Origin of the sequence: Mesobacillus jeotgali (assembly GCF_900166585.1) — a bacterium.
Classification (GTDB): domain Bacteria; phylum Bacillota; class Bacilli; order Bacillales; family Cytobacillaceae; genus Mesobacillus; species Mesobacillus jeotgali_A.
On the sequence record NZ_FVZC01000007.1, the window covers coordinates 376,808 to 398,353 of the forward strand.

Genomic DNA, 21,546 nt, shown 5'->3' on the forward strand with positions numbered 1-21,546 from the left:
GTTCTTTTTGTGGTTGAAGTGCCCCTCTATCCAGTATAGAATAGGGGGCTTTTTTATGTCTGAAATGACACATGACCCAAAAGTAGGCTTGGGTGCATTGTTTAAAAATCAGGTAATACGGACAATTTTGCTGTCGGTGCTGTTTTTGCAGATCGGGATCTGGGTACGGAATTATTCGATTCTGTTGTATGTGATTGAAAAGACGAACGAAAACCCGATTGCGGTTTCTTTGATATCTGTTGCTGAATTTGCGCCGATTTTCTTATTTTCGTTCATAGGTGGGACGTTCGCGGATCGCTGGCGGCCGAAGAAGACGATGATCTGGTGTGATCTGTTAAGTGCGGTATCTGTTTTTGCGGTGCTGCTGACGTTGTTTTTTGGGAGTTGGAAAATGATTTTCTTCGCTACATTGGTTTCTTCCATCCTGTCGCAATTTTCACAGCCGTCAGGGATGAAGCTGTTCAAACAGCATGTACCGATGGAGCTTGTCCAAATGGGGATGTCGATGTACCAGACCGTCTTTGCGCTCTTTATGATTCTAGGACCTGTTCTTGGGACCTTTGTCTATCAGCGCTTCGGGATTCTTGCATCTGTTGCCGTAATGGGAGTTGCCTTCATTTGCTCCGCAGCGGTCTTGCTGATGCTGCCTGCAGATAAGGAAGCATCTGAAGAAAAACCAAAAACAACTTTGATGGAAGAGATGAAGGCGGGATTCCGCTATGTATTAAACAGCAGGGCGTTGTCATTGCTGGGCGGATGTTTCGCGGCAGCAGGTCTCGCCATCGGATTGACCCAGCCGCTTGGCGTATTCCTGATTACAGAAAGGCTGGGATTGCCTAAGGAAGATCTGCAATGGCTAATGGCCGCGTTTGGAGTAGGAATGATTCTAGGTGGAGGCATCACAGTTGCGATTTCGAGGAAGGTTCAGCCGCAGGTGCTGCTGGCGATCGGTATGGCAGCCAGTGCAATAGGGTTTATCGGGATGGGATTATCAACCGTATTCTGGCTGACATTGACGGCGCAATTTTTCTCTGGATTGTTTATGCCATGCATTCACATCGGCATCAATACAATGATTTTACAAAACACGGAAGAATCCTTCATTGGGCGCGTGAACGGTATCCTTAACCCAGTCTTCATGGGGGCGATGGTCATCACCATGTCAGCAGCAGGATGGCTGAAAACACATCTTTCTATTGTCTACATTTATGAAACGGCAGCCATTCTGCTCTTTATTGGCATTATGGTTTTGGTTCCTTTGATGAAAAAGAATCCGAAGGTAAGCCTTGAAAAGGGAGTATAGGGGAAAGGAGGTCCTTTTTTAAGGGCCTCCTTTCTTGTTAAGACAAAATCCTTTTTTCTCCCTGAAGGGCCTGGATCGGGTCGATGTTCTGCGTGAACTCGAGGGTGCCGATGTACTGGTTGTCTTCGTCACGAACGGCAAAGTAACGGATGTAGACGAATTTGTCGCGGATTTTGATCCAGAAATCTTCGGTGTCTTTTTTGCCTGATTTGAAGTCACGCAACAGGTCCTCGACTACATGAACGCTTCGTGGCGGGTGGCAGTTTTGGACAGTACGGCCAATCACGGCTTTTGTGCGCGCGAAGATCCGTTCCTTTCCATGTGAAAAATAGCGGACCACATCATTCTGGTCAATGAAGGTAATATCGACAGGCAGATGGTTCAGCAGCAGTTCGAGCTGCTTTAATGACAGGATGCCTGTCTCCATTTTAATATAGCCTTCAGAGATGGCGTCAGCGTCGATCTGTCTTCGGGCAGGCTTCCATTCCTCGGTTGGAGCGGTCAGAAAGTAGCCAATCTCATCACTTTCGTGTGCGATCTTAACCCATTCATCCTCGGTGAAATTTTGCAACGCCATTGGGAAGAGGATATTTTCTTCCCTGTAGATCATTTCGCTGACTTCCCTGATGACAAACTGGACTTCCTCGATGACCGTGTTTTTATTGCCGTCATAATTGGCCAGTTTTTGCTTCGCGGCCTTAATCCCGTCCCGGATAAAGTCGTCAATCCTCCACATATTTGTCGTTGGGCCGTAAATCCCGTACTTTTCAAGGTAGGGGAAGATCAGGTTCTCTTTTCGGCTGTAGTGCTTATCAATGTCATAGAGCAGATTGCAGTCTTCCAGTAAGTAATTTATATGTTCCGGGCTGTCTGCTTCCGCGAATTGTTCCAGGTGAACCTGCAGCCTGTTTTGTAAAAGCAGTTCAATCTCGCGGTTTTCCAGCTCGAATGTATGAACTGGATGTCCTGGCTGCTCCTCCGGTCCGTACGTGGAAAAGTTATCTTCAATTGCTCCTCTAAACATAGCCGAATGGGCAGAGTATATACGTTGCATTTCTGCAACAGACAAATCACCTTCAGCCAGCTCGACATGCTCTAGGCCGGCAATTTCATCAATTGTTATTTTTCCAATAAAAGCATCAAAGTGCGCTCTAACTTCGTTGGCATTTTTACCATCATGCAGATCTTTGAATAGCTGTTTTAAAATCACCTTGCGTTTCGCAGGATCCATTGCTTTCAACTCACGGTTATTAATTATTTCACTCATGTCCATGCTCCTCCCAGAGTGTATATAGGATGCAGTTAATCATGTTTCATATCGTAAAAATAACACTTATCCAAACATAAAGTAGTGATGCAAATCATTCTTTGTGGGTTTTTTGAGAAATTAAGCATGGAAAATTGAGCTGTAAAGGACCAAGCTAAAATGTAAAGATAGGAACGATTAAATGACCGGGGAGAAACTTCCTTGCGGGACAATATAATAGCGGAGAAGTAAACAAGCAGGGGGGAAGGTTGCAGGAACTAAGAAAAGTGGCCTAATCCAATTTGAATTAGGCGCTTTTATAACGGAACTTATGTTGGATCATAACCATCAGGTACCCAAACAGCCATTTCATTACCGGGAGCTGCAACGACCATCCAATCCTCCTCCGGCAATACGCCGGCCTGCCAGCATTCATAATCGTTGTGGCTGCCATTTACGAACAGTATATAACCATTCTTGAAGGTAAAGATGAGGTGTGGGGAGTGCTTACCAAGTTCAACCCCCGCGACTTCTTGTCTCTGAATCTCAGATATTATTTTGGACGCTTCTGCTTCAGAATACTCATCCATATCATACTCGCTGGCAGGGAACTGCTCAGATGAAGACCGATAAAGACACCATCTGGACTCTATGTTCAAATAAAGCTGTCCGTCCGAAAAGGCATTATTATGAAAATAAAGTTTTTTAGTGCCTGGCATAAAGCTTTTCACCCTGGCTTCGATAAAAAGGTGTTGTAATACATTCTCTGCAAAGGCTCTTACCTCGTTTTTCATCGTGGACTCCTTGATTATTTTATACTTCATTATTATATGAATTGAATAGCAGGGGAAGAAAAAAGAGAAGCCCTGGATAAATCCCGGACTCCTCTTTTTGAAGTTTACGCTGCTTCAGATTCTTTAGAGTGCACTTGTTTCATAAACTCGTTTACATCCGATGGTACTTTGCGGTCGAGCTTTGAAACAATATAAACGGACAGGAATCCGATTGGGACTGTGATGATTCCCGGTACGTTGAATTGCAGGAATTCCGGCAGGGAGGTCTTGAAGAAAATCATGTACATGGATGCGACCAGGCCAATGACAAGGCCGGCAATCGCTCCTTTTTCCGTCATTCCTCTCCACCAGATGCCAAGGATAAAGATTGGCGTAAACGTGCTAGCCGCCACCGTGAAGGCGAGTGCGACCAGGTGGCCGATGGAGGCTTCTTTTACCATAAGGCCAAGCGCTCCGTACAAGACACCAAGGACAATGATTGAAACCTTACCAGCAATGACGCGCTCTTTTTCAGTAATATTTTTCCGGAAGAAGGTTGCGTACAAATCATGGGCCAGGGCTCCAGAGCTTGCGATGAATAGCCCGGAAAGATTTGAGAAGACAGCTGCGAATGCACCGGCGATGACAAGGCCGAGCAGCCATTCTCCGCCAAGGGCCTGTGCTGTCGATGGAATCACCATGTTGTTTCCGCCGGCGATCAGGTCTTTCATGACAGCCGGATCAGCTTCACCAGTCAGGAAGATTGAGCGTCCAACTACTCCAAGGTAAACAGCGAACAGGAAGAACACGCTTGCGATCCCAATGGCCATCAGAGCGGATCTGCGCGCTGCTTTCGCACTTGGGTTTGTATAGAAGCGCAAAAGGATGTGCGGAAGACCGATCGTTCCAAGTGAAAGCCCGATTGTCATCGAAATGGTTTGCCAGAAGGACGGGAAGTAGTTGCCAGTTCCAGTCCAGACGGAACCATCGAACGGGATATCTTTTCCGTCAGTCGTGAAGCCAGCTGTACCAGTGATCGTTCCTTTGAACTCATTAATCGATGCCAGGATCTCTTGATAATGAAGTCCGCCCCAGATGGCTGCGCCGACCATAAGGAGGAACGCGCCAAGGCGAATCCATAATTCAAGCGCCTGGTTAAGTGTGGTTCCCTTCATGCCTCCGATTCCTACATAAAAAATCATCACGGAGCAGGTAAAGATGATTCCGAATTCGTAGCTAGTCCCAAAGAACATGCTCAGGATCTGCGCGGCACCAAGCAGCTGAGGGGCTGCATAAAAGCCGGATATCGCCAGTACAACAGCCACTGCTGCAAGACGTGCACGGCGGCTGTGGAAGCGATAGGCCAGAAAATCGGCGACAGTATAAGCGCCAAAGCGGCGAAGCGGTCCAGCGACGAAAATTGCGAGCAATGTCAGACCGATGGAGAAGCAGAATGCATAATACGCGCCATCGTAGCCTAGCTGATAGGTAAGGCCGGCAATTCCAAGGAAGGTGGCTGCACTCAGATAGTCGCCGCCAATCGCGGAGCCGTTCGTAAACCAGCCGAAGCTGCGTCCGCCGACGAAGTAGTCTGAAGCAGTCGCGCTTCTTTTTGTCAGGTAAGTAATGTAGACAATGGTTCCCATCAGGATCAGGGTCAACAGGAATTTGGGTTCAAGGAAAGTTGACATCAGCCAATCCTCCTTCCATCAGCAGAAGATGTGGATTGCTGTGCTTGCTGTTTTTTCAGACGCTTTTCATATAAGTTCGTATGGATAAATGCAATGATAAATGCCATCGCCATCGCGACGATACTGGTCAAGAACCAGCTGTAAGTCATGCCGCCCCACATACGGGAGAACATGAAATCTCCTGCATACCAGTTCAAAATAGGAATGGATAGGATAAAAACATAATAAAAGAGCGTTAGTTTAATGCCAGTACTGAATTCACTTTTCATGATTTTCTTTGTTTCCGGATCAAGCGGCTTTAAATCTTTAACGTCAATTGTATCAGCCGCTACATAATTATACTCCCGATACTCCCCTGCCAAATAAAATTCCCCCTAGAAAATATTTTGGCTGCCGCCTGTAATCATTTCCCTCCTTTAGGCAAGCCATGATATGATTAAATTGATTTTACGACAGAGAATTGTCCAATGCCTTACAATAAATTATCAGAAATATACAAATATTTAATATAATTAAATTTTTATTCGTTAAAATGGATATTCACAAAGGGGGTGTTCAATTTGTATCGAGTTTTGCTTTCGGTTGAAGATGAGAGGGAATACAGGAAACTGGCTGCCTGGATTTTGGAAGAATGCAAGGAGAATTGTAAGCTCGCAGAACACGAGAAGGATATACATATCGCGATTATTGAAGTGAACAAATGGCATGATTGGGTAAAAATACACCGGTTCCGCAAGCGGAATAAAGACTGCCGGATCATTCCGCTGCTCGACCCATCCCTGCTTCACACCTCTCCGCTGGCAATCGAGTTCAAGCTGACCTACCTTCTTGTAAAATCAGTGAAGCAGCACGTTTTTTTAAGAACCTTAAAGCGTGCAGTTGACGAAATTGAAACGGAGATTACAAGATTCACAGAAAGCGATGAATTAATCCATTCAATAGAAGCAGATCTTGGAGGAGGAGGCAATTCCCTGCCGTTTAAGGAGGCTTTTTTGCGCAGGCTCTTATCCGGGGATGTTAAGACGGAGGATGAGCTGCTGCAATCCCGTTTTTTCATTCCAGGAGAGGCTGTTCCCAACATCGTCCTGTTCATCCAGGGATTCGTCCGCAGTCCGGCTAGACGAATGCAAGAAGGCTGGCAGGCACCGATGGTGATCCAGGACTTGTTTAAAAAGCAATTTGAGGGACAACAGCTCACCTTCCTGTCCTATCGAAAACATTTGCTCTTGCTGCTCCAGGTCCAGCCTGAATATGGTTCAATGAAGCATTGGAAAGAGGGGGAGGAACGTATCCTCGAGACCATTGAGTCACTGGAGAATGAATACGGTATTCAGCTTTATATAGGAGTAGGGTCGATCTATCGTGAGCCGCTGCTCCTGCATCATTCATACAAGGAAGCATGCAAGGCCCGGCGAACGTCTCCATACGAAAGGCTTCAACTCCGCTATTTCGAGGAAATCACGAAGGACAAGCAGATTCAAAAGTGTACCGAACACATCTCCAAGTATTGCACGGAGGATTTGTCAATCAAACAGGTTGCCGACCAAATTAACCTCAGCGTTCCCTATTTCAGCCGGATTTTTAAACAAGAAACCGGACGGAACTTCGTCGAGTATGTTACCTTCGTTCGCATGCAGCGTGCTGTCTGGCTGCTTCGCCACACCGACCACACCATAGAAGCCATCGCTGAAGAACTAGGTTACAACACGCCCAACTATTTCAGCGGCACTTTTAAAAAATATGTAGGACTGTCACCGAGGGACTATCGCGCCACAGAGGAGGTTATTTTTGTATGAAAAGGGATGGTTGTCAGTGAAACTAGGGGAGACCGCGAAAAGATGTTGATTTTAATGGTCTGGAACCCGGCATGAGTTTTACTTTTTTTGGATAAACGGGAGATTATCTCGCCCGAATGAGAGATAAATCGATTTTAACGAGAGATTGAAAAAGTTTAACGAGAGATTATTACTTTTTATCGAGAGATTCCTGGTTTTGATTGAGAGATTAAGCCATCATTTCAAGTATAGCTGCTCAAAAAAGGAGTTTTCATTCCAAATGTTTTTGGAATGAAAACTCCTTTTAAATTATGCGAGCTGCTGCTCGGCGAACTCTCTGTATAAATCATGAGATTGAATCAGTTCCTGGTGTGAGCCCATTCCAGTTACACGGCCTTTTTCTATGAAGACTATCTTATCCGCATTGACGATGGTGGAAAGTCTGTGCGCGATGACAAACGTTGTCCGGCCTTCCATCAGCCTTGTGAGCGCCTGCTGTACGATGCCCTCTGACTGGCTGTCGAGGCTGGCTGTGGCTTCGTCCATCATCAGGATTTTCGGGTCGCGGAGGAAGGCACGGGCAATGGCGATCCGCTGTCTTTGCCCGCCTGATAATTTAACGCCGCGCTCGCCGACTTCGGTATCAAGCCCTTTAGGAAATTCTGCGATAAACTGGTCGGCATAAGCCATTTTCGCTACTTCCCATAGGACTTCATCCGGGATTTTGTCGCCATTTTCCAGGCCGTAGTGAAGGTTTTCACGAATGGTTCCAGCCATCATTGCGCTTTCCTGGGATACATAGCCGATCTGGCTTCGCCAGGAATTCAGCGTGAGCTGCTGTATGTTTGTATCGCCAATCCTGATTTCGCCAGCTGTTGGTTCATAAAATCTTTCAATTAGACCAAACATCGTCGTTTTGCCGCCGCCGCTTGGGCCAACGAACGCAATCATTTGCCCTGGCTGTGCATCCAATGAAACCTTTTCAATGACTCGTTCCTCTTCACTATAAGCGAATGATACCCGCTCAATGGTGATGGGCTTGTTGCTGATGTCCATTTCGATGCCTTTTTGGTCCTCTTCAAGAGGCTGGTCAAGAATCTCAATGATCCGTTCAGTTGCGCCCTTCGCTCTTTGCAGTTGAGTAAAGAACATCGCGAACGAAGTTATCGGCATGATGATCTGGAACAAGTAAAGCAGGAAGGCGATGAGCGCACCTGTCGACATTGTGCCGTTAACAACGCGCATTCCTCCATAGGCGATGATGATGACGATGACGACCATGATCATCAGCTGCATGATCGGGCCAATCAAAGCGAAAATCCTTGCTTCTTTTAATCCAAAGTTGAACAATTTATCGATTCCTCGATAACCGTTATCTTCTTCAATTTTTTCAGCAGTAGATGCTTTCATTAACCTTATCTCACCAAGGGTCTGGGTGAGATGGCCGGTGAAAACCGCTGTTTCATCCTGCAGCCCGCGGGCGATTTTGGCCATTTTCCTGCCGAGCGGAATCATGATGGCAAGTGTCAATGGGACAGATATAAGCATAAGCAAGGTCATCTTCCAGTCCATCACAAGTAAAATTACCACAGCTCCAATGATTGAGATGATTCCTGTAGCGAAATTCGGAAAATGGTTCGTGATCAGTTCTTTGACAATGCTAGTGTCATTGACAATTCGGCTGACAGTCTCGCCGCTGGACTGCTTATCAAAATAACGCACCGGCATCCGGATCAGCTTCGACCACATCCGTTCACGCAGCCTGGCGACGACCTTTTGCCCTGTGTAACTAAGCAGGTAAATCGAAATCCCACTGATAAGAGCCTGAATGATAAAGGCGGCACCGATAGCCAGAATGAGAGGCAAACTGATGGCTTCCACAGAAAAACCATCAACAAGGTTCTTCGTCAATAGCGGAACCACCAGGCCAGCAAGTGTTGTTATGATGCTGGCAGCCATACCTGTAAAAAGGGCGGCTTTTGGTATATTTGTTGAAAGTATTAATGAAAGGAATGGTTTTAAGCTTGTTTGCTGTTTTTCCATTACACGTTCTCCTGTTCATACTATTTGACTACATCATAAACCACTTTGAATATAGATGGAAATTTGGATGGATATGAAATTCGCCTCTTTTTTCTCCTTTCATAAACAAGCAGTGTGGTACACGCATATGATGAAAGTGAACAAAGGTTTGGAGGTGAAGCATATGAGTAGCGGTGTTCATGCTGCATGCAGCGTGTTTGAATTGTTTCTTGGCATCCTGGTAGGGGTAGGGTTGGTTCTGTTGTCTTTCTTTGGAGTAGTCGGTACGATACTAGCAGTACTTGGCCCATTGGCTGTTACATTAAATACAATCGTAGGTATTCTTGGTTTAATCGTAGTCATCTTGTTTGCATTCTGCCTCTTGAGAAGATTATGGCGTTGTTGTTTCGGATAAACGCTAAACAATGAAACAGTCTCTTAATGAGGCTGTTTTTTTGATGGTGGGAGTTAAATGAAGGTAAAGGTTATTTGTGTCCTTTTCGGACTGCAGCCGGAGAATAATGCCCCAAGCCTAAATCCAACCGAATCATTAAGTTATGATTAGTTTGCAACAGGAGCATGAGAAGATTTCGCTGCATTTTCAACTGGAAAAAATGCAGGGAAATTTCCAGTTCGCTATAAAAACTTAAAACTCGCTATAAAAAATAAAAAGTCGCTATAAAAAGAAAATTTTCGCTATAAAAATGTAAAATTCGCTATAAAAAGTAAAAACTCGCTATAAAAATTTTTCCACCACTTTAAAATAAGGATATTCGTTAGTTATTTCTTTCCATATATACTTTTTTCTACACATGAAGAATAAGTTTGAACCCTATCCTGATGGAAAAGGGCAATGACCGGCAATATTTCATTGCAACGATGAGGAAAATCGAACTATCCCACCAAAAAGGAAATGATTTTCAAGCAGAGAGGATCATAAAAGGGTCTTCCGTTTTTTTCGTATGTATATGAATACTAAGAGGAACCTGCTGTCTTTTAAATTTGAGTATAGTGAATTTTACATTTACAGCTTCCAAATGGTTCAGAGTTGGCGAGGGATGTAATTAGCAGTGTTCCATCAATCAACTTTCAACAATGCAGACCTTGCTATATAATGAGGTCAACAAGATTTGCGGGAAATCGGGTGATGGAATGAATACAACAATTAATGATATTGCCAGGCTGGCTGGTGTTGCGAAAAGCACGGTGTCGAGGTATTTGAATGGCGGGAATGTCAGCGAGAAGACGAAGGCGAGGATTCGCAGGGTCATTGAAGAGACGAAATATGAGCCTAATTCATTTGCCCAGAGTCTGAAGGCGAAAAAGACGAATTTCATCGGGGTGATTGCTCCAACACTGGATTCTTATGTCACTTCGACGGTGCTGATGGCGATTGATGAAGAGCTTCGAAAGCAGGACTACACGACGCTGATCATCAGCACGAGCAAGCATATCGACAGGGAAATTGAAAGTCTTGTCAGCCTGTCGCGCCAGAAGGTGGATGGTATCATCCTGATTGCGACTGGAATGACAGATCAGCATATTGAGACGATTAACTCCATCCAGATTCCTGTTTTGATTGTGGCACAGGAAGTGGATCAGTTTAACTGCATCATCAATGATGATTATCATGCGGGTTTTGAAATGGGACAGTATATTGCAAGAAAAGGGCATAAATCGGTTGCTTATCTTGGGGTGACAGAGAGCGATATTGCCGTTGGCCAGAAGCGGAAGCAGGGGATCCTTGACGGATTGGCGGATGGCGGAGTGAAAGAAGCGAAGGTTTTCCAAACAGAGTTTGATTTTCAGGATGCCTCAAGGGTCACGGAGGAAATGCTTGGTCATTTTCGGCCTACGGCTATCATCGGTGCAACCGACACGATTGCCTTTGGTGCACTGAAAACATTATCTCGCCTTGGTAAAAAAGTTCCTGATGATGTTTCGCTAGCTGGGTTCGGCGGATATAATATTTCGGAAGTCATCCATCCAGCACTGACGACTATCCGCTACAATAATAGTGACACAGGAATACTGGCAGCAAATACCATCATCAGGATGACAGATGGGGAAGAAGTACCGTCACTGCAGGTTTCAGGCTATTCTTTTATCGAAGGCGAAAGCGTCAAAAATATGAAAAGCTGATAACGTTTTCAGAAAAGGGTTGCATAAATGGCAATCCTGTTTTATTATGAATTTGTGGAACCGGTTCCCGCCACACAAAAAGATTGGTGGGAACGAAACAGAACTTTATTTTTTTACTTTTAATTGGAACCGGTTCCGATTTGAAAAGGGGAGGAATTAGAATCATGGCTAATTCAAATTTAAAGTCAAAATACCTGCCTACCGTCCAAGAAATTATTCGATTAATAGGCGGAAAAGAAAACCTTCAAGGCGCTGCTCACTGTGCAACAAGACTGCGGCTTGTTCTGAAAGATAATTCTCTTGCTGATACAAAAGCAATCGGCAACCTTGATTATGTAAAGGGATCATTTGTTGCAGGCGATCAGCTGCAGATCATCATCGGAGCCGGTACGGTCAACGATGTATACGCTGTCTTTACCAAGGAAGCCGGAATTAAGGAAATGTCTCTCGGCGATGTGAAAGAGCAATCTGCCCAAAAACAAAATGCCTTCCAAAGAGGCATAAAAGCGTTATCCGATGTATTCGTAGAAATCATCCCTGGTCTTTTGGCCGCAGCTCTATTGATGGGTGTAACCGGCTTGTTGAGCCAGCAGGGGATTTTCGGCAAGCAATCCGTTGTGGAAATGTATCCCGCGATTGCTGGCTTTAACCGATTCATTGCTATCATGTCTACCGGTATCTTTACGATTTTGCCATTGCTGGTGGTGTATTCCGCAACGAAGCGCTTTGGCGGCAACCCGGTACTAGGTTTGGTTCTTGGAGCCATCATGCTTCACCCGGATCTGGCGAATGCCTACCTTGTTGGTAATGGAACGGTAAAACCGGAGGTCATCAGCCTTTTCGGATTGAAAGTATCGCTTGTTGCGTTCCAGGGCGGCATTATCATTGCTTTAATGATGGGGCTTGTTGTTGCAAAGCTTGACCAATTTTTCAGCAGGAAAGTTCCGGATATCATCAAGCTTTTCCTTGCACCATTTTTAACAATCGTCGTTGCAGGATTCCTGCTGTTTACGGCAATTGGCCCGCTTGGCCGTCTGCTTGCAGATGCAATTACTTCAGGCTTGATGTGGTCTGTTGATAATCTTGGAATCGTTGGCTTCATGCTCTTCGCCGGCATCCAGCAGGTCATCGTTATCACTGGCCTTCACCACGTCATTGGTGCGGTTGAGGCACAGCTGATTGCTGACACAGGATTCAACTTCATCATGCCGCTTATGTCTGTAGCCCTCATGGGTCAGGGCGGTGCCGTGCTTGGCTATACTCTTGGGTTGTGGAAAAACGAAAAAGCAAGGCAGATTGGCGTATCAGCCTTTGCCTCCACTCTATTCGGAATCTCTGAACCCGCATTGTTCGGTGTGAACGTGAAGTATAAATTCCCGCTGATCGCCGGTATGATCGGTGGCGCGCTTGGCGGTGCATATGTCTATATCACAGGAATCAAGGCACTTGGTTTCGGTGCGACAGCTGTCCCTGGTTTTGCGATTGTCGCTGCACAGGGCGGAGGCCACGTCAACTATGTGATCGCCAACCTACTGGCACTTGCAGTCGGAGCGATTTTAACGATTATTTACCTGAAAGTGAAAAAGCCAGCATTGGATTAAATATACCCTGATGAGAGGAAGCGATTCCTCTCATCGCTATTTCAGCGGGAGGGAATACAACATGACAAGATACACAGAACCGAAATATAGAACGATTTTTGATGCAAAGGAAAATGAATTAGAGCAGCTGAGGGAAAAATCGGCACATTCCTCTTGGAAGCCGGCCTATCATATTCATCCTCAATATGGGCTGATCAATGATCCGAATGGGCTTGCGTATTTTAACGGAGAGTTCCATGTGTTCTATCAGTGGTATCCATTTGATGCAATGCATGGCATGAAGCATTGGGCTCACACCAAATCGAAGGACCTTGTGAACTGGGAGCGTTTGCCGGTTGCACTAGTTCCCGTTGAGGATTATGAATCCCACGGCGCCTATTCAGGTGCGGCACTTGAAGTCGATGGCAAGCTGTACATGTACTATACGGGCAATATCAAGTACGGTCCGGTCGAGCGTTCGGCGAACCAGAACCTGGCAATTATGGACAAGGACGGCACCATCACGAAATATGAAAACAACCCTTTGATTGAAGGCGTTCCGGAAGGATATACCGGACATGTCCGCGATCCGAAGGTTTTTGAAAAAAATGGCCGCTACTACATGCTGCTTGGGGCCCAGCGAAGTGACTTGACTGGTGCAATTATTGTTTATGAGTCTGAAAATGCGATTGACTGGACTTTTAAAGGTGAGTTGAACCTTAAGATTGATTTTCCTGATTCAGTTTACATGCTCGAATGCCCGGACTTTTTTGAACTGAACGGCAAAGATGTGATTGTCGTTTCACCTCAAGGGTTGAAGCCTGATGGACATGACTATCATAATATCTATAATGTCATTTATGTTTTAGGTGAATTGAATCTCGATACGCTGACGTTTGATGTTGAGGATTATCAGGAACTCGAGAAGGGCTTCGATTTTTACGCTCCCCAGACCTTTGCTGGCAAAAATAATGAACGTCTGCTGTTCGCGTGGGCTGGGATGGGGGAGATTGATTACCCATCCGATAATGAACAATGGGCACACTGCCTGTCCATTCCGCGTGAACTTGATATCGTGAACGGGAAGCTGGTACAAAAGCCTGCCCAGGAATTGAAACAGCTTAGGAAAAATGCGAAAGCTGGCGATGTAGTATTAGAGACGGCTGGCAGCGTAGAGATCGGCATTGGAGAACAGTATGAACTGGAACTCGATTTCACCGGAATGGAAGCGGACAAATTTGGGCTGGAACTTTTTGCTTCTGAAAAAGAAGGGCTTGTCCTCGAATTTAATCGCAGCGGGAAGACTGTGAGCGTGAACCGGGAAAAATTCGAAGCGGCCTTCGGCGGTGAATATGGATTTGTAAGAAGTTCTGAGCTGGAAATCGATGACACAGTGAAGGTTCAGGTGTTAGTTGACCGCAGTATTGCGGAAGTTTTCATCAATGATGGTGAAGTAGTATTCACTACGCGGGTTTTCCCTAATGAAGAATCGAACGGGATAAGGATTTTCGCTGATGGGAAAGTCAGCTGCAGCTATGAAAAGCATGAACTGGCACAGGGAATTTCGTTTTAGGAGTGAGAAGGATGACAAAGCTTTATTCGATTGGGGAGGTATTGATTGATTTTATCCCCCAGCAAAAGGGTGCAGCGCTGAAGGATGTTATGTCTTTCGAGCGTGCTCCAGGCGGGGCTCCAGCCAATGTTGCCGCTGCTGTTGCCAAATATGGGCATGCAGCCTCGATGATCACAAAGCTTGGGGAAGACGCTTTTGGTGACTTTTTGGTTGAACAACTGGAGAACGCCGGCGTTGAAACAGCCAAAGTTCTCCGTACGAAAGAAGCCAATACTGGTCTTGCGTTTGTTTCGCTGAAAGACGATGGCGAGAGGGACTTCTCCTTTTACCGCAAGCCATCAGCGGACCTGCTTTTTACTGAGGAAGAGGTGAAGGCAGAATGGTTTGCAAAGGGGGACGTACTTCATTTTTGTTCGGTGGATCTTGTTGAAAGCCCAATGAAGCAGGCACATAAACGTGCAATTTCTTTAATGAAGGAAAAAGACGGCCTGATCAGCTTTGATCCTAATGTCAGGCTGCCGCTCTGGGACAATCCCGACGATTGCCGATCAGCTATCCTCGAATTTTTGCCGCATGCGCATATTGTGAAAATTTCCGATGAAGAACTGGAATTCATCACAGGAATAAGCGATGTTGAAGACGCCATCCAATCCCTTTTTACAGGAGATGTTCAGGCAGTGGTCTTTACGAAGGGTGCAGACGGGGCTGATCTTTATGTAAAAAACAGCAAATGGGAGTCAGCTGGCTATAAAGTAGATGTCCAGGACACGACTGGTGCTGGTGACGCGTTTATCGGCGGATTCCTTTACAAGCTGCTTGAAGCTGGAGCGGAGCCGAAAAACCTTGCAGCAATTTTGAGCGAGAAGCACGAGGAAATTCTTCAATTTGCCAATGCCAGTGGAGCATTGACTGCCGCAGGCAAAGGGGCGATTTCCGCACTGCCTGAAAAGGAACAGGTACTTAACTTTATCAAGGAACAATAATAGGCCCATCAATAAGGGCCTTTTTCTATTTCTTGAAGCACGAGTTGGGGCTAATTTTCACTTTTAGAAATGAGGAAAGTTTCTCCTGCCTGGGATCATCTTTTACTAGATGGTTTTCGTGCAATTTTCCCCGCATTAATCGTCCTGCTATGCTGAAACATTTCCCAATGTTCGCCAGATAAGGGTTCCAATAGATAACTTGCTGGAAGTTTGATATATTTATAGAAGTTTATTAGAGGGAAAGCAGGGGAGAAAATGGGCTTTAAAAAGAAGCAATATTTTGGATTGGGTCTTACGCTGTTATTTTTGTTCCTCTTATTGATTACAATCCTGGCGATGATGAATTCAATCAAGGGAAACCTGCTTGAAATTGTCGAGGATCGTTATTATAAGGTGAGCGAGGTAACAAGTATCAGGCAGCAACTGTACCAGAATGACCGAAACCTAGTTCAAATGATCACAGAATATGGGGAATCCGATAGGTCTAATATACAGGCCCCCAATGCCTCTGGAAAACAGATGGATATCAGTGACAGACTGGTTGAGCTGGAATCCATTTTGAACCGGAATAAATCCAAAGTAATGGTATCCCAGGTGCAGGAAGCTTACCAGGAATATGAGGCAATGGAGAACGAGATTTATCGGCAAATTGCCAGTGGGGCGAGCCAAAGTGACGTGCGTGCTGTATACCAGGAAGACATGCTGGTTAGGGATCAGCTGTTTGATAAAATAGATGAGTTTAAAGAATATCAGGAAACCTTGATGGATGGAGCGATGAAGGAAGCCACGGGAACCTATGACAATCTTGTCATAGGATTAATTGGACTGGTTGTCCTTGCGATTGCCCTGATTACAGGCGTGATGCTCTGGGTAATCCGGGATACTGTTGGCACGGTGAATTCCTTTACAGAGACGATCAAGAAGGTGAATTATGATGACTTGTCATCAATCCCGCGGATGGATGCAGAAGTTCAAGGTGAATTCGGGGAGATTGCCCGGGCTTACAATTCGATGGCTGTTTCCATCGAGGAGCTGACAGAGAAAGAACAGAAGTACAATGATGAGATGGAAGAACAAAACTGGATTCAATCGAACTCAGTCGATATAGTGAAGCTATACAGCAGGGAAGTGACGGTTTCATCTCTGGCTGAAAACTTCATTAAAAAACTGACGCCGATCATGGATGGAAATCTGGGTGCTTTTTATCTTAAAGATGAATCGAATGGAAGGCCTTATTTTAAGAAGGTCGCTTCTTACGCAGACGATGCCGGACGGAATGGCTTCTTCGCAGGTGAAGGCATAATTGGGCAATGTGCTGCCGAGAAACAAACAGTGATTATGAATGATATCCCTGCGGATTACAGGGTGATTTCTACAGGTCTCGTGGATGTCACACCGAAGAGTATTATTATGGCGCCTGTCATGCTAAAGGATGAAGTGGTCGCCGTAGTTGAAATTGCGGGAATAACCGGGTTTACACTGGCTGGTCAGAAGCTTCTTGACAATGTCCTGGAAACTCTCGGAATTGGACTGGCCAATATCATCGGCAGGATGGAAGTGGAGCGCTTATTGCTTGAATCACAGGCCCAGACGGAAGAGCTCCAGGCACAATCCGAAGAGCTGCAGTCCCAATCAGAGGAATTGCAGTCACAGTCTGAAGAATTACAAATGCAGACGGAGGAGCTGCGGATGATGAACGAGCAGCTGGAAGAGCGGACACATGATGCGGAACTGAAATCCGAGGAGCTCCAAGCTGCCAAGGAAGATTTAGAAAAGCAAGCGAGTGAGCTTGAACAAAGTTCGACCTATAAATCGGAATTCCTCGCGAACATGTCCCACGAACTCCGTACACCATTAAACAGTATCCTGCTTCTTTCCGAGATGATGCTTGATGATGAAGAGCATGGCCTTTCGGATGAACAAAAGGAATTCTCGAAGGTAATCCATTCGTCCGGCCAGGATCTGTTGAATTTGATTAATGACATCCTTGATCTGTCCAAGGTTGAAGCAGGCAAACTGGAAGTAAGCTTTGAAGAGGTCTTCCTTGATGAGTTTACGGAAAGAATTGAACGGCAGTTCGCCCAGGTTGCAAAAAGTAAGAATATCGAATTTACCGTCGAGAAGACGGAGGATGTTACGCCAATCATCTATACGGATGAACAAAGGCTGCAGCAGATCCTGAAGAATTTACTTTCCAATGCCTTCAAGTTTACGGAAAAAGGCTCAGTCTCCGTAAGAATCGAGAAGGCGGACGAGAAAGAAACGCTGGGCTGTCCGCTCAAAGGCCAGTCCGATACATGGGTGAAATTCTCGGTGACGGATTCGGGGATTGGCATTCCGAAAGACAAGCAGCGCATGATTTTTGAAGCCTTCCAGCAAGTGGATGGCGCAATCATGAGGAAGTATGGCGGAACTGGCCTTGGCCTATCGATTTCAAGAGAATTTTCACTCCTTTTGGGAGGAATTTGCAAGGTGGAAAGCAGGGAAGGATTGGGAAGCACTTTTACAGTGATCATCCCAAACCTGCCAGATGGCTATCCTGCCATAGCTGACTTTGAAGTGAATGATCAGGTGGCTGCAGCGATTGACCAGCCAGCAAAAATGGCGCCGATTTTGCCAGAATCACCGCAATTGGAAGAGGAAATCATTGTCGGGAAAACGACGGTCCTGACGGGTAAAACCGTCATCATCGCAGACGATGACCACCGCAATATTTTCACCCTGAAAAATGTCCTGCAAAAAGAGGGCATGAACGTGATCACAGCTGATAATGGGGCCGACTGCCTCGAAAAGATGAAGGAAATCGAGCAGGTCGATATCGTCCTTATGGATATCATGATGCCGGTCATGGATGGCTATGAAGCGATCAGGCAAATCCGCTGGAATGAGGAAAACCAGGATTTGCCAATCATTGCTTTGACTGCCAAGGCGATGAAGGGCGACCGGGAAAAATGCCTTGATGCAGGAGCGAGTGATTATATCAGTAAACCGATGAAGCTGGACCAGTTATTGTCAGCCATGCGTGTTTGGCTGTCATAGAAGCTTGTGACGATGAGGATGAAAGCAGAGGGTTGAATGGTGAAAAACGAAGATTTAGAGCTTGAATTGCTTTTGTTGGCTGTCTATCGCCTGTCCGGCTATGACTTCAGGAATTATATGCGTTCCTCGATCATGAGGCGGACGACCGCAAGAATGAATGCTGAAAAATTGTCCAGCATTACAAGTTTGACCGAAAAAATCATCCATGATGAGAGGGTTTTGAATGACATTCTGAAGGATTTTTCGATCAATGTCACCGAAATGTTCCGGGATCCCACTTTCTTCAAGGCAGTGCGTGAAGAAGTGATTCCGCTCTTGAGGGGTTTGCCTGAAATCAGAATCTGGCATGCAGGCTGTTCGACGGGGGAGGAGGCCTACTCGATGGCGATTTTAATCGAGGAAGAAGGCCTCTCTGACCGGACGAAAATCTATGCAACAGACATGAACGAAAGCGTTCTGGTAATGGCTGAATCTGGGATAATGCCATTGCGTAAAATGCAGGCATATACGAAAAATTACATCATGGCAGGAGGGAACAAGTCGTTCTCCGAGTATTATGATGCGGACAGCGAAGTTGCACGCCTGAAGCCATCATTGAAAAAAAATATCGTATTTGCTCAGCATAATCTGGTGACTGATGGCTCCTTTAATGAATTCCATCTGATCATCTGCCGCAATGTCCTGATCTACTTCAACCTGGACCTGCAGCGGCAAGTATTCCAGCTGTTTGATGAAAGCCTCAGCCATAGAGGTTTCCTGGGCCTTGGCACAAAGGAAACGGCCAGGCCTGAGCTTGGCTTTTTGGAAGCCTTCAATACGAGGGAGAAGCTTTATCGCAAAAAATAATCTTGTTCAAAGCAGTGGGGAAAAATCCACTGCTTTTTGTATTTTACTAGATTGTAATATGGTAAAATTGGGAAAAAGTGCTAATCATGATTGCATGGTCAAGACGGAGGTCAAAAAATGGCATCGGGTATTTATACAATCCTGTTCATTGGCAGTATCCTGTTTTTAGCACGAAAAAAGGCAGAGGAAGAGGCTAATTTCCTGTCTAAGATTATGGGATTTTTTTTGCTGGGTGCATTTAATTTTACTTTTAATGAGGTTTCACTTCCGCTTGGTTTTTTCGTGTATATATTGTTTTTTCGGCCAAAGTTGAATGCTGATGTAAAACGGTTGGCTGCTATTCTTGGTGTATTGGTTTTTATCCTGACCTTCTGGATTTTTCCTCAATGGGAAAACCGCCCGAAATCCATCGAACATGAACTTGGCTCCGTGTATACGATGGACTTTAGTGCTGAAGATGAAAGGATCAGGCAGGAACTAAAACTTGAGGACAAAAATTGGAAACTTGAGGATTTGGAAGTGGAATATGCTAAAGATGGCAGAATAATAGATTAAAATGGCAACTGGCAGGTCAAAATGCCAATCATTTTGATTTCTATAAAATTCGATATGATTCTGGCAAGATATGAGTAGGGAGGGTACATTGTGAACAAAGCACTCCAATTTATTATAGAAATCATTAGAGTATTTCTTATTTTATTTATAGGCCTATTAATTTTAGGTTATGTAGAACAAAAAATTATTAAATTACTTGGGTTTACAGAATTTAATTGGACACTTATCTTTATTGCTGATCTCTTGTTGATATATATTTATTATAAGAATAAACTTCAATTCACAGGTTGGTTTAAAAGCACTCATAATAAAGCCCTATCTAAAAGTGGTACTAGGTTTGCACTTGGTGCAGCAATATTTTGTTTTATTTTAGGAATAGTAACTAACATTATACTTTAAAATTGTTACAGGCCTTAAAACATATAAACTCTCTAAAGGTAAACCGTTCCGTTATTAGGTGCATAATAATAAAGTGACATATAAAATCGCGTAGAATTATTTGCGCCATTTTTTCTCATCTGACAGCTTTTTTTGAATATGCACAGTAATAGACAATCAAAAACGCTAATGACAACACTTGTTGTACAAGGATAATAGGTTGTAAATTTGAGTGCCAATTTAATGTGTTGAAAATTGCTTGGACACGAAGTAAGTTTGTGATGAAATGTACTTAAACTATCGGGTGCTAATCTTCAATAGTAGAGTTAGACTTTAAACGGTTTGGCCACTAAACAAATAAACGAATTTAATCAACTCTTTTAAATCAAGATTAAGCAGAGTGAATTTTCACTCTGCTTTTTCCTATATTCACTATCTCGACTGGATCAGCACGCAGCACATATCATCGGCCCCGGCTTCCTTCTGTTCAGGAGTCAGAATCAGGTCTAGCGGCTCTTTATCCATGGCATCCGCCAAAGGGGCCATGGTGATTTTTTTCAGATATTCCGTACCTGCCTGCTCGTATTTGTCGATGGCTTCGTGGACACCGTCTGTGCAGATTAATAGCTGCAGTGATTTGGAATAATTGATTGTCTTTTTGTTCGTATGTATTTCTGAGAAAAAACCCACTGCACAGGTATTGCTCTTCAATTCCTCAATGTGGTTCCCATCTATCATCGCATGTGCTGTTGGATGACCGGCATTTATGTATTCGATTTTCCGCTGATGTGTATCGAGTGTCAGGTAAATAGCGGTGAAGTAATAAGGGATTTTTTGATTATGCAGGTTGAGCGAATTCATCCATCTGTTCAATTCTCCAATCACAAATTCGGGGTCAGGATTTGTGCGGATCGCATCGCGAAGGACAGAGGAAATGAACATGCAAACAAGAGATGATGAAATGCCGTGCCCCATCATATCCAGCTGAATGACTGCATAACGATTGCTATCAATTTTATGCCAGTAATACAGGTCCCCGGCAAGCTTGAAGGCTGGAAGGTAAGATGCTTTAATCATAATCTGATCTTCGTGGACAGGCTGGCTGAGCAGGCTGGTTTGGACCTGCATAGAGAGTTCCAGCTCGTTGACTATTTTTTCTTCCTGCTTCTTGTGCCAATCCTTCTCATATTTTAACCTTAGAGCGACTCTGATTCGTGCCAGAAGCTCTGTTTTCTTGATTGGTTTCATCAAGTAATCCATTCCACCGGCGTCGAGCGCCTCAACAACCTTACCCGTATCCTCGAGTGCGGTCACAAAAATGACCGGGATATCTTTTAAATGTGGGTTTTCCTGAAGGCGGCGGCAAGCCTCAATCCCGTCCACTTCAGGCATCATGATATCCATCAGGATGACATCCACCTGTTCTGCGACGATATATGGGTTATCCGATTCCAGATATCCGAATAAATCATGGGCAGAAGTGAAGGATAGATGATCCTTATAGCCTGCGCGGTTCAATAGTTTCTCAATTACAAATAAATTCGCTTCATTATCATCGACGATCAGAATACTCATATGTAATTCATCTCCAACTTTGATTCAACATATTTATGTACCCATCATACCATCCCTTAAACAAG

At 44.8% G+C, this 21,546-nt stretch carries 17 protein-coding genes; 11 read left to right on the forward strand and 6 right to left on the reverse strand.

The features are described from left to right. Positions 1-55: 55 nt before the first annotated feature. Positions 56-1,303 carry an MFS transporter gene (locus B5X77_RS03330; RefSeq protein WP_079505077.1) on the forward strand — a complete coding sequence of 416 codons (1,248 nt, stop codon included), beginning with the start codon at positions 56-58 and terminating at the stop codon, positions 1,301-1,303. A gap of 37 nt (positions 1,304-1,340) precedes the next feature. Here B5X77_RS03330 and B5X77_RS03335 read toward each other — a convergent pair whose 3' ends face one another. The 4 genes from B5X77_RS03335 to B5X77_RS03350 form a co-directional block, all read right to left on the reverse strand. After that, the gene (locus B5X77_RS03335; RefSeq protein WP_079505079.1) at positions 1,341-2,570 is read right to left on the reverse strand and encodes a DUF438 domain-containing protein; all 1,230 of its coding nucleotides are present in this window, start codon (positions 2,568-2,570) and stop codon (positions 1,341-1,343) included. A 308-nt stretch (positions 2,571-2,878) separates the two neighbouring features. Then, positions 2,879-3,343, reverse strand: a complete 465-nt coding sequence (locus B5X77_RS03340; RefSeq protein WP_079505081.1) for a hypothetical protein — start codon at positions 3,341-3,343, stop codon at positions 2,879-2,881. Positions 3,344-3,447: 104 nt separating this feature from the next. After that, positions 3,448-5,013, reverse strand: coding sequence for a sodium/solute symporter (locus B5X77_RS03345; RefSeq protein ID WP_257391704.1), 1,566 nt, complete (start codon positions 5,011-5,013; stop codon positions 3,448-3,450). Next, a complete protein-coding gene (locus B5X77_RS03350) occupies positions 5,013-5,375 on the reverse strand; it encodes a hypothetical protein (protein WP_079505085.1) in 363 nt (120 codons plus the stop codon). Before B5X77_RS03350 ends, B5X77_RS03345 begins: the two co-directional genes overlap by 1 nt. 198 nt (positions 5,376-5,573) lie before the next feature. Here B5X77_RS03350 and B5X77_RS03355 point away from each other — a divergent pair, with 198 nt between their 5' ends. Beyond that, the gene (locus tag B5X77_RS03355; RefSeq protein WP_079505087.1) at positions 5,574-6,809 is read left to right on the forward strand and encodes a helix-turn-helix domain-containing protein; all 1,236 of its coding nucleotides are present in this window, start codon (positions 5,574-5,576) and stop codon (positions 6,807-6,809) included. 288 nt (positions 6,810-7,097) lie between these two features. Here B5X77_RS03355 and B5X77_RS03360 read toward each other — a convergent pair whose 3' ends face one another. Next, entirely contained in the window at positions 7,098-8,831 is a 1,734-nt protein-coding gene (locus B5X77_RS03360; RefSeq protein WP_079505089.1) for an ABC transporter ATP-binding protein, read from the reverse strand. 163 nt (positions 8,832-8,994) lie between these two features. Here B5X77_RS03360 and B5X77_RS03365 point away from each other — a divergent pair, with 163 nt between their 5' ends. From B5X77_RS03365 to B5X77_RS03405, 9 genes are all read left to right on the forward strand, one after another. Beyond that, a complete protein-coding gene (locus B5X77_RS03365; RefSeq protein WP_139378289.1) occupies positions 8,995-9,225 on the forward strand; it encodes an ABC transporter in 231 nt (76 codons plus the stop codon). A 737-nt stretch (positions 9,226-9,962) separates the two neighbouring features. Then, positions 9,963-10,952, forward strand: a complete 990-nt coding sequence (locus B5X77_RS03370; protein WP_079505864.1) for a LacI family DNA-binding transcriptional regulator — start codon at positions 9,963-9,965, stop codon at positions 10,950-10,952. Positions 10,953-11,116: 164 nt separating this feature from the next. Next, the gene (locus B5X77_RS03375) at positions 11,117-12,553 is read left to right on the forward strand and encodes a PTS transporter subunit EIIC (protein ID WP_079505093.1); all 1,437 of its coding nucleotides are present in this window, start codon (positions 11,117-11,119) and stop codon (positions 12,551-12,553) included. A gap of 61 nt (positions 12,554-12,614) precedes the next feature. Further along, positions 12,615-14,105 (forward strand): glycoside hydrolase family 32 protein, encoded by a 1,491-nt coding sequence (locus B5X77_RS03380; protein ID WP_079505095.1) that lies wholly within the window; start codon positions 12,615-12,617, stop codon positions 14,103-14,105. Between the two features lie 11 nt (positions 14,106-14,116). Next, positions 14,117-15,088, forward strand: coding sequence for a carbohydrate kinase family protein (locus tag B5X77_RS03385; protein WP_079505096.1), 972 nt, complete (start codon positions 14,117-14,119; stop codon positions 15,086-15,088). A gap of 255 nt (positions 15,089-15,343) precedes the next feature. After that, the gene (locus tag B5X77_RS03390) at positions 15,344-18,127 is read left to right on the forward strand and encodes a response regulator (RefSeq protein ID WP_079505098.1); all 2,784 of its coding nucleotides are present in this window, start codon (positions 15,344-15,346) and stop codon (positions 18,125-18,127) included. 36 nt (positions 18,128-18,163) lie between these two features. Then, positions 18,164-18,973, forward strand: a complete 810-nt coding sequence (locus tag B5X77_RS03395) for a CheR family methyltransferase (protein WP_079505100.1) — start codon at positions 18,164-18,166, stop codon at positions 18,971-18,973. A 117-nt stretch (positions 18,974-19,090) separates the two neighbouring features. Further along, positions 19,091-19,528 (forward strand): hypothetical protein, encoded by a 438-nt coding sequence (locus tag B5X77_RS03400; protein WP_079505102.1) that lies wholly within the window; start codon positions 19,091-19,093, stop codon positions 19,526-19,528. Positions 19,529-19,618: 90 nt separating this feature from the next. Next, positions 19,619-19,927 carry a hypothetical protein gene (locus B5X77_RS03405; protein ID WP_079505104.1) on the forward strand — a complete coding sequence of 103 codons (309 nt, stop codon included), beginning with the start codon at positions 19,619-19,621 and terminating at the stop codon, positions 19,925-19,927. 411 nt (positions 19,928-20,338) lie between these two features. Here B5X77_RS03405 and B5X77_RS03410 read toward each other — a convergent pair whose 3' ends face one another. Beyond that, positions 20,339-21,481, reverse strand: coding sequence for a PP2C family protein-serine/threonine phosphatase (locus B5X77_RS03410; protein WP_079505106.1), 1,143 nt, complete (start codon positions 21,479-21,481; stop codon positions 20,339-20,341). Positions 21,482-21,546 lie beyond the last annotated feature (65 nt).

Coding starts and splice junctions, on each gene's coding strand:
- B5X77_RS03345 (WP_257391704.1), bottom strand. CDS start 5,013: ATGTCAACTTTCCTTGAACCCAAATTCCTGTTGACCCTGATCCTGATG.
- B5X77_RS03400 (WP_079505102.1), top strand. CDS start 19,091: ATGGCATCGGGTATTTATACAATCCTGTTCATTGGCAGTATCCTGTTT.
- B5X77_RS03375 (WP_079505093.1), top strand. CDS start 11,117: ATGGCTAATTCAAATTTAAAGTCAAAATACCTGCCTACCGTCCAAGAA.
- B5X77_RS03390 (WP_079505098.1), top strand. CDS start 15,344: ATGGGCTTTAAAAAGAAGCAATATTTTGGATTGGGTCTTACGCTGTTA.
- B5X77_RS03340 (WP_079505081.1), bottom strand. CDS start 3,343: ATGAAAAACGAGGTAAGAGCCTTTGCAGAGAATGTATTACAACACCTT.
- B5X77_RS03335 (WP_079505079.1), bottom strand. CDS start 2,570: ATGAGTGAAATAATTAATAACCGTGAGTTGAAAGCAATGGATCCTGCG.
- B5X77_RS03360 (WP_079505089.1), bottom strand. CDS start 8,831: ATGGAAAAACAGCAAACAAGCTTAAAACCATTCCTTTCATTAATACTT.
- B5X77_RS03330 (WP_079505077.1), top strand. CDS start 56: ATGTCTGAAATGACACATGACCCAAAAGTAGGCTTGGGTGCATTGTTT.
- B5X77_RS03395 (WP_079505100.1), top strand. CDS start 18,164: ATGGTGAAAAACGAAGATTTAGAGCTTGAATTGCTTTTGTTGGCTGTC.
- B5X77_RS03365 (WP_139378289.1), top strand. CDS start 8,995: ATGAGTAGCGGTGTTCATGCTGCATGCAGCGTGTTTGAATTGTTTCTT.
- B5X77_RS03380 (WP_079505095.1), top strand. CDS start 12,615: ATGACAAGATACACAGAACCGAAATATAGAACGATTTTTGATGCAAAG.
- B5X77_RS03370 (WP_079505864.1), top strand. CDS start 9,963: ATGAATACAACAATTAATGATATTGCCAGGCTGGCTGGTGTTGCGAAA.
- B5X77_RS03385 (WP_079505096.1), top strand. CDS start 14,117: ATGACAAAGCTTTATTCGATTGGGGAGGTATTGATTGATTTTATCCCC.
- B5X77_RS03410 (WP_079505106.1), bottom strand. CDS start 21,481: ATGAGTATTCTGATCGTCGATGATAATGAAGCGAATTTATTTGTAATT.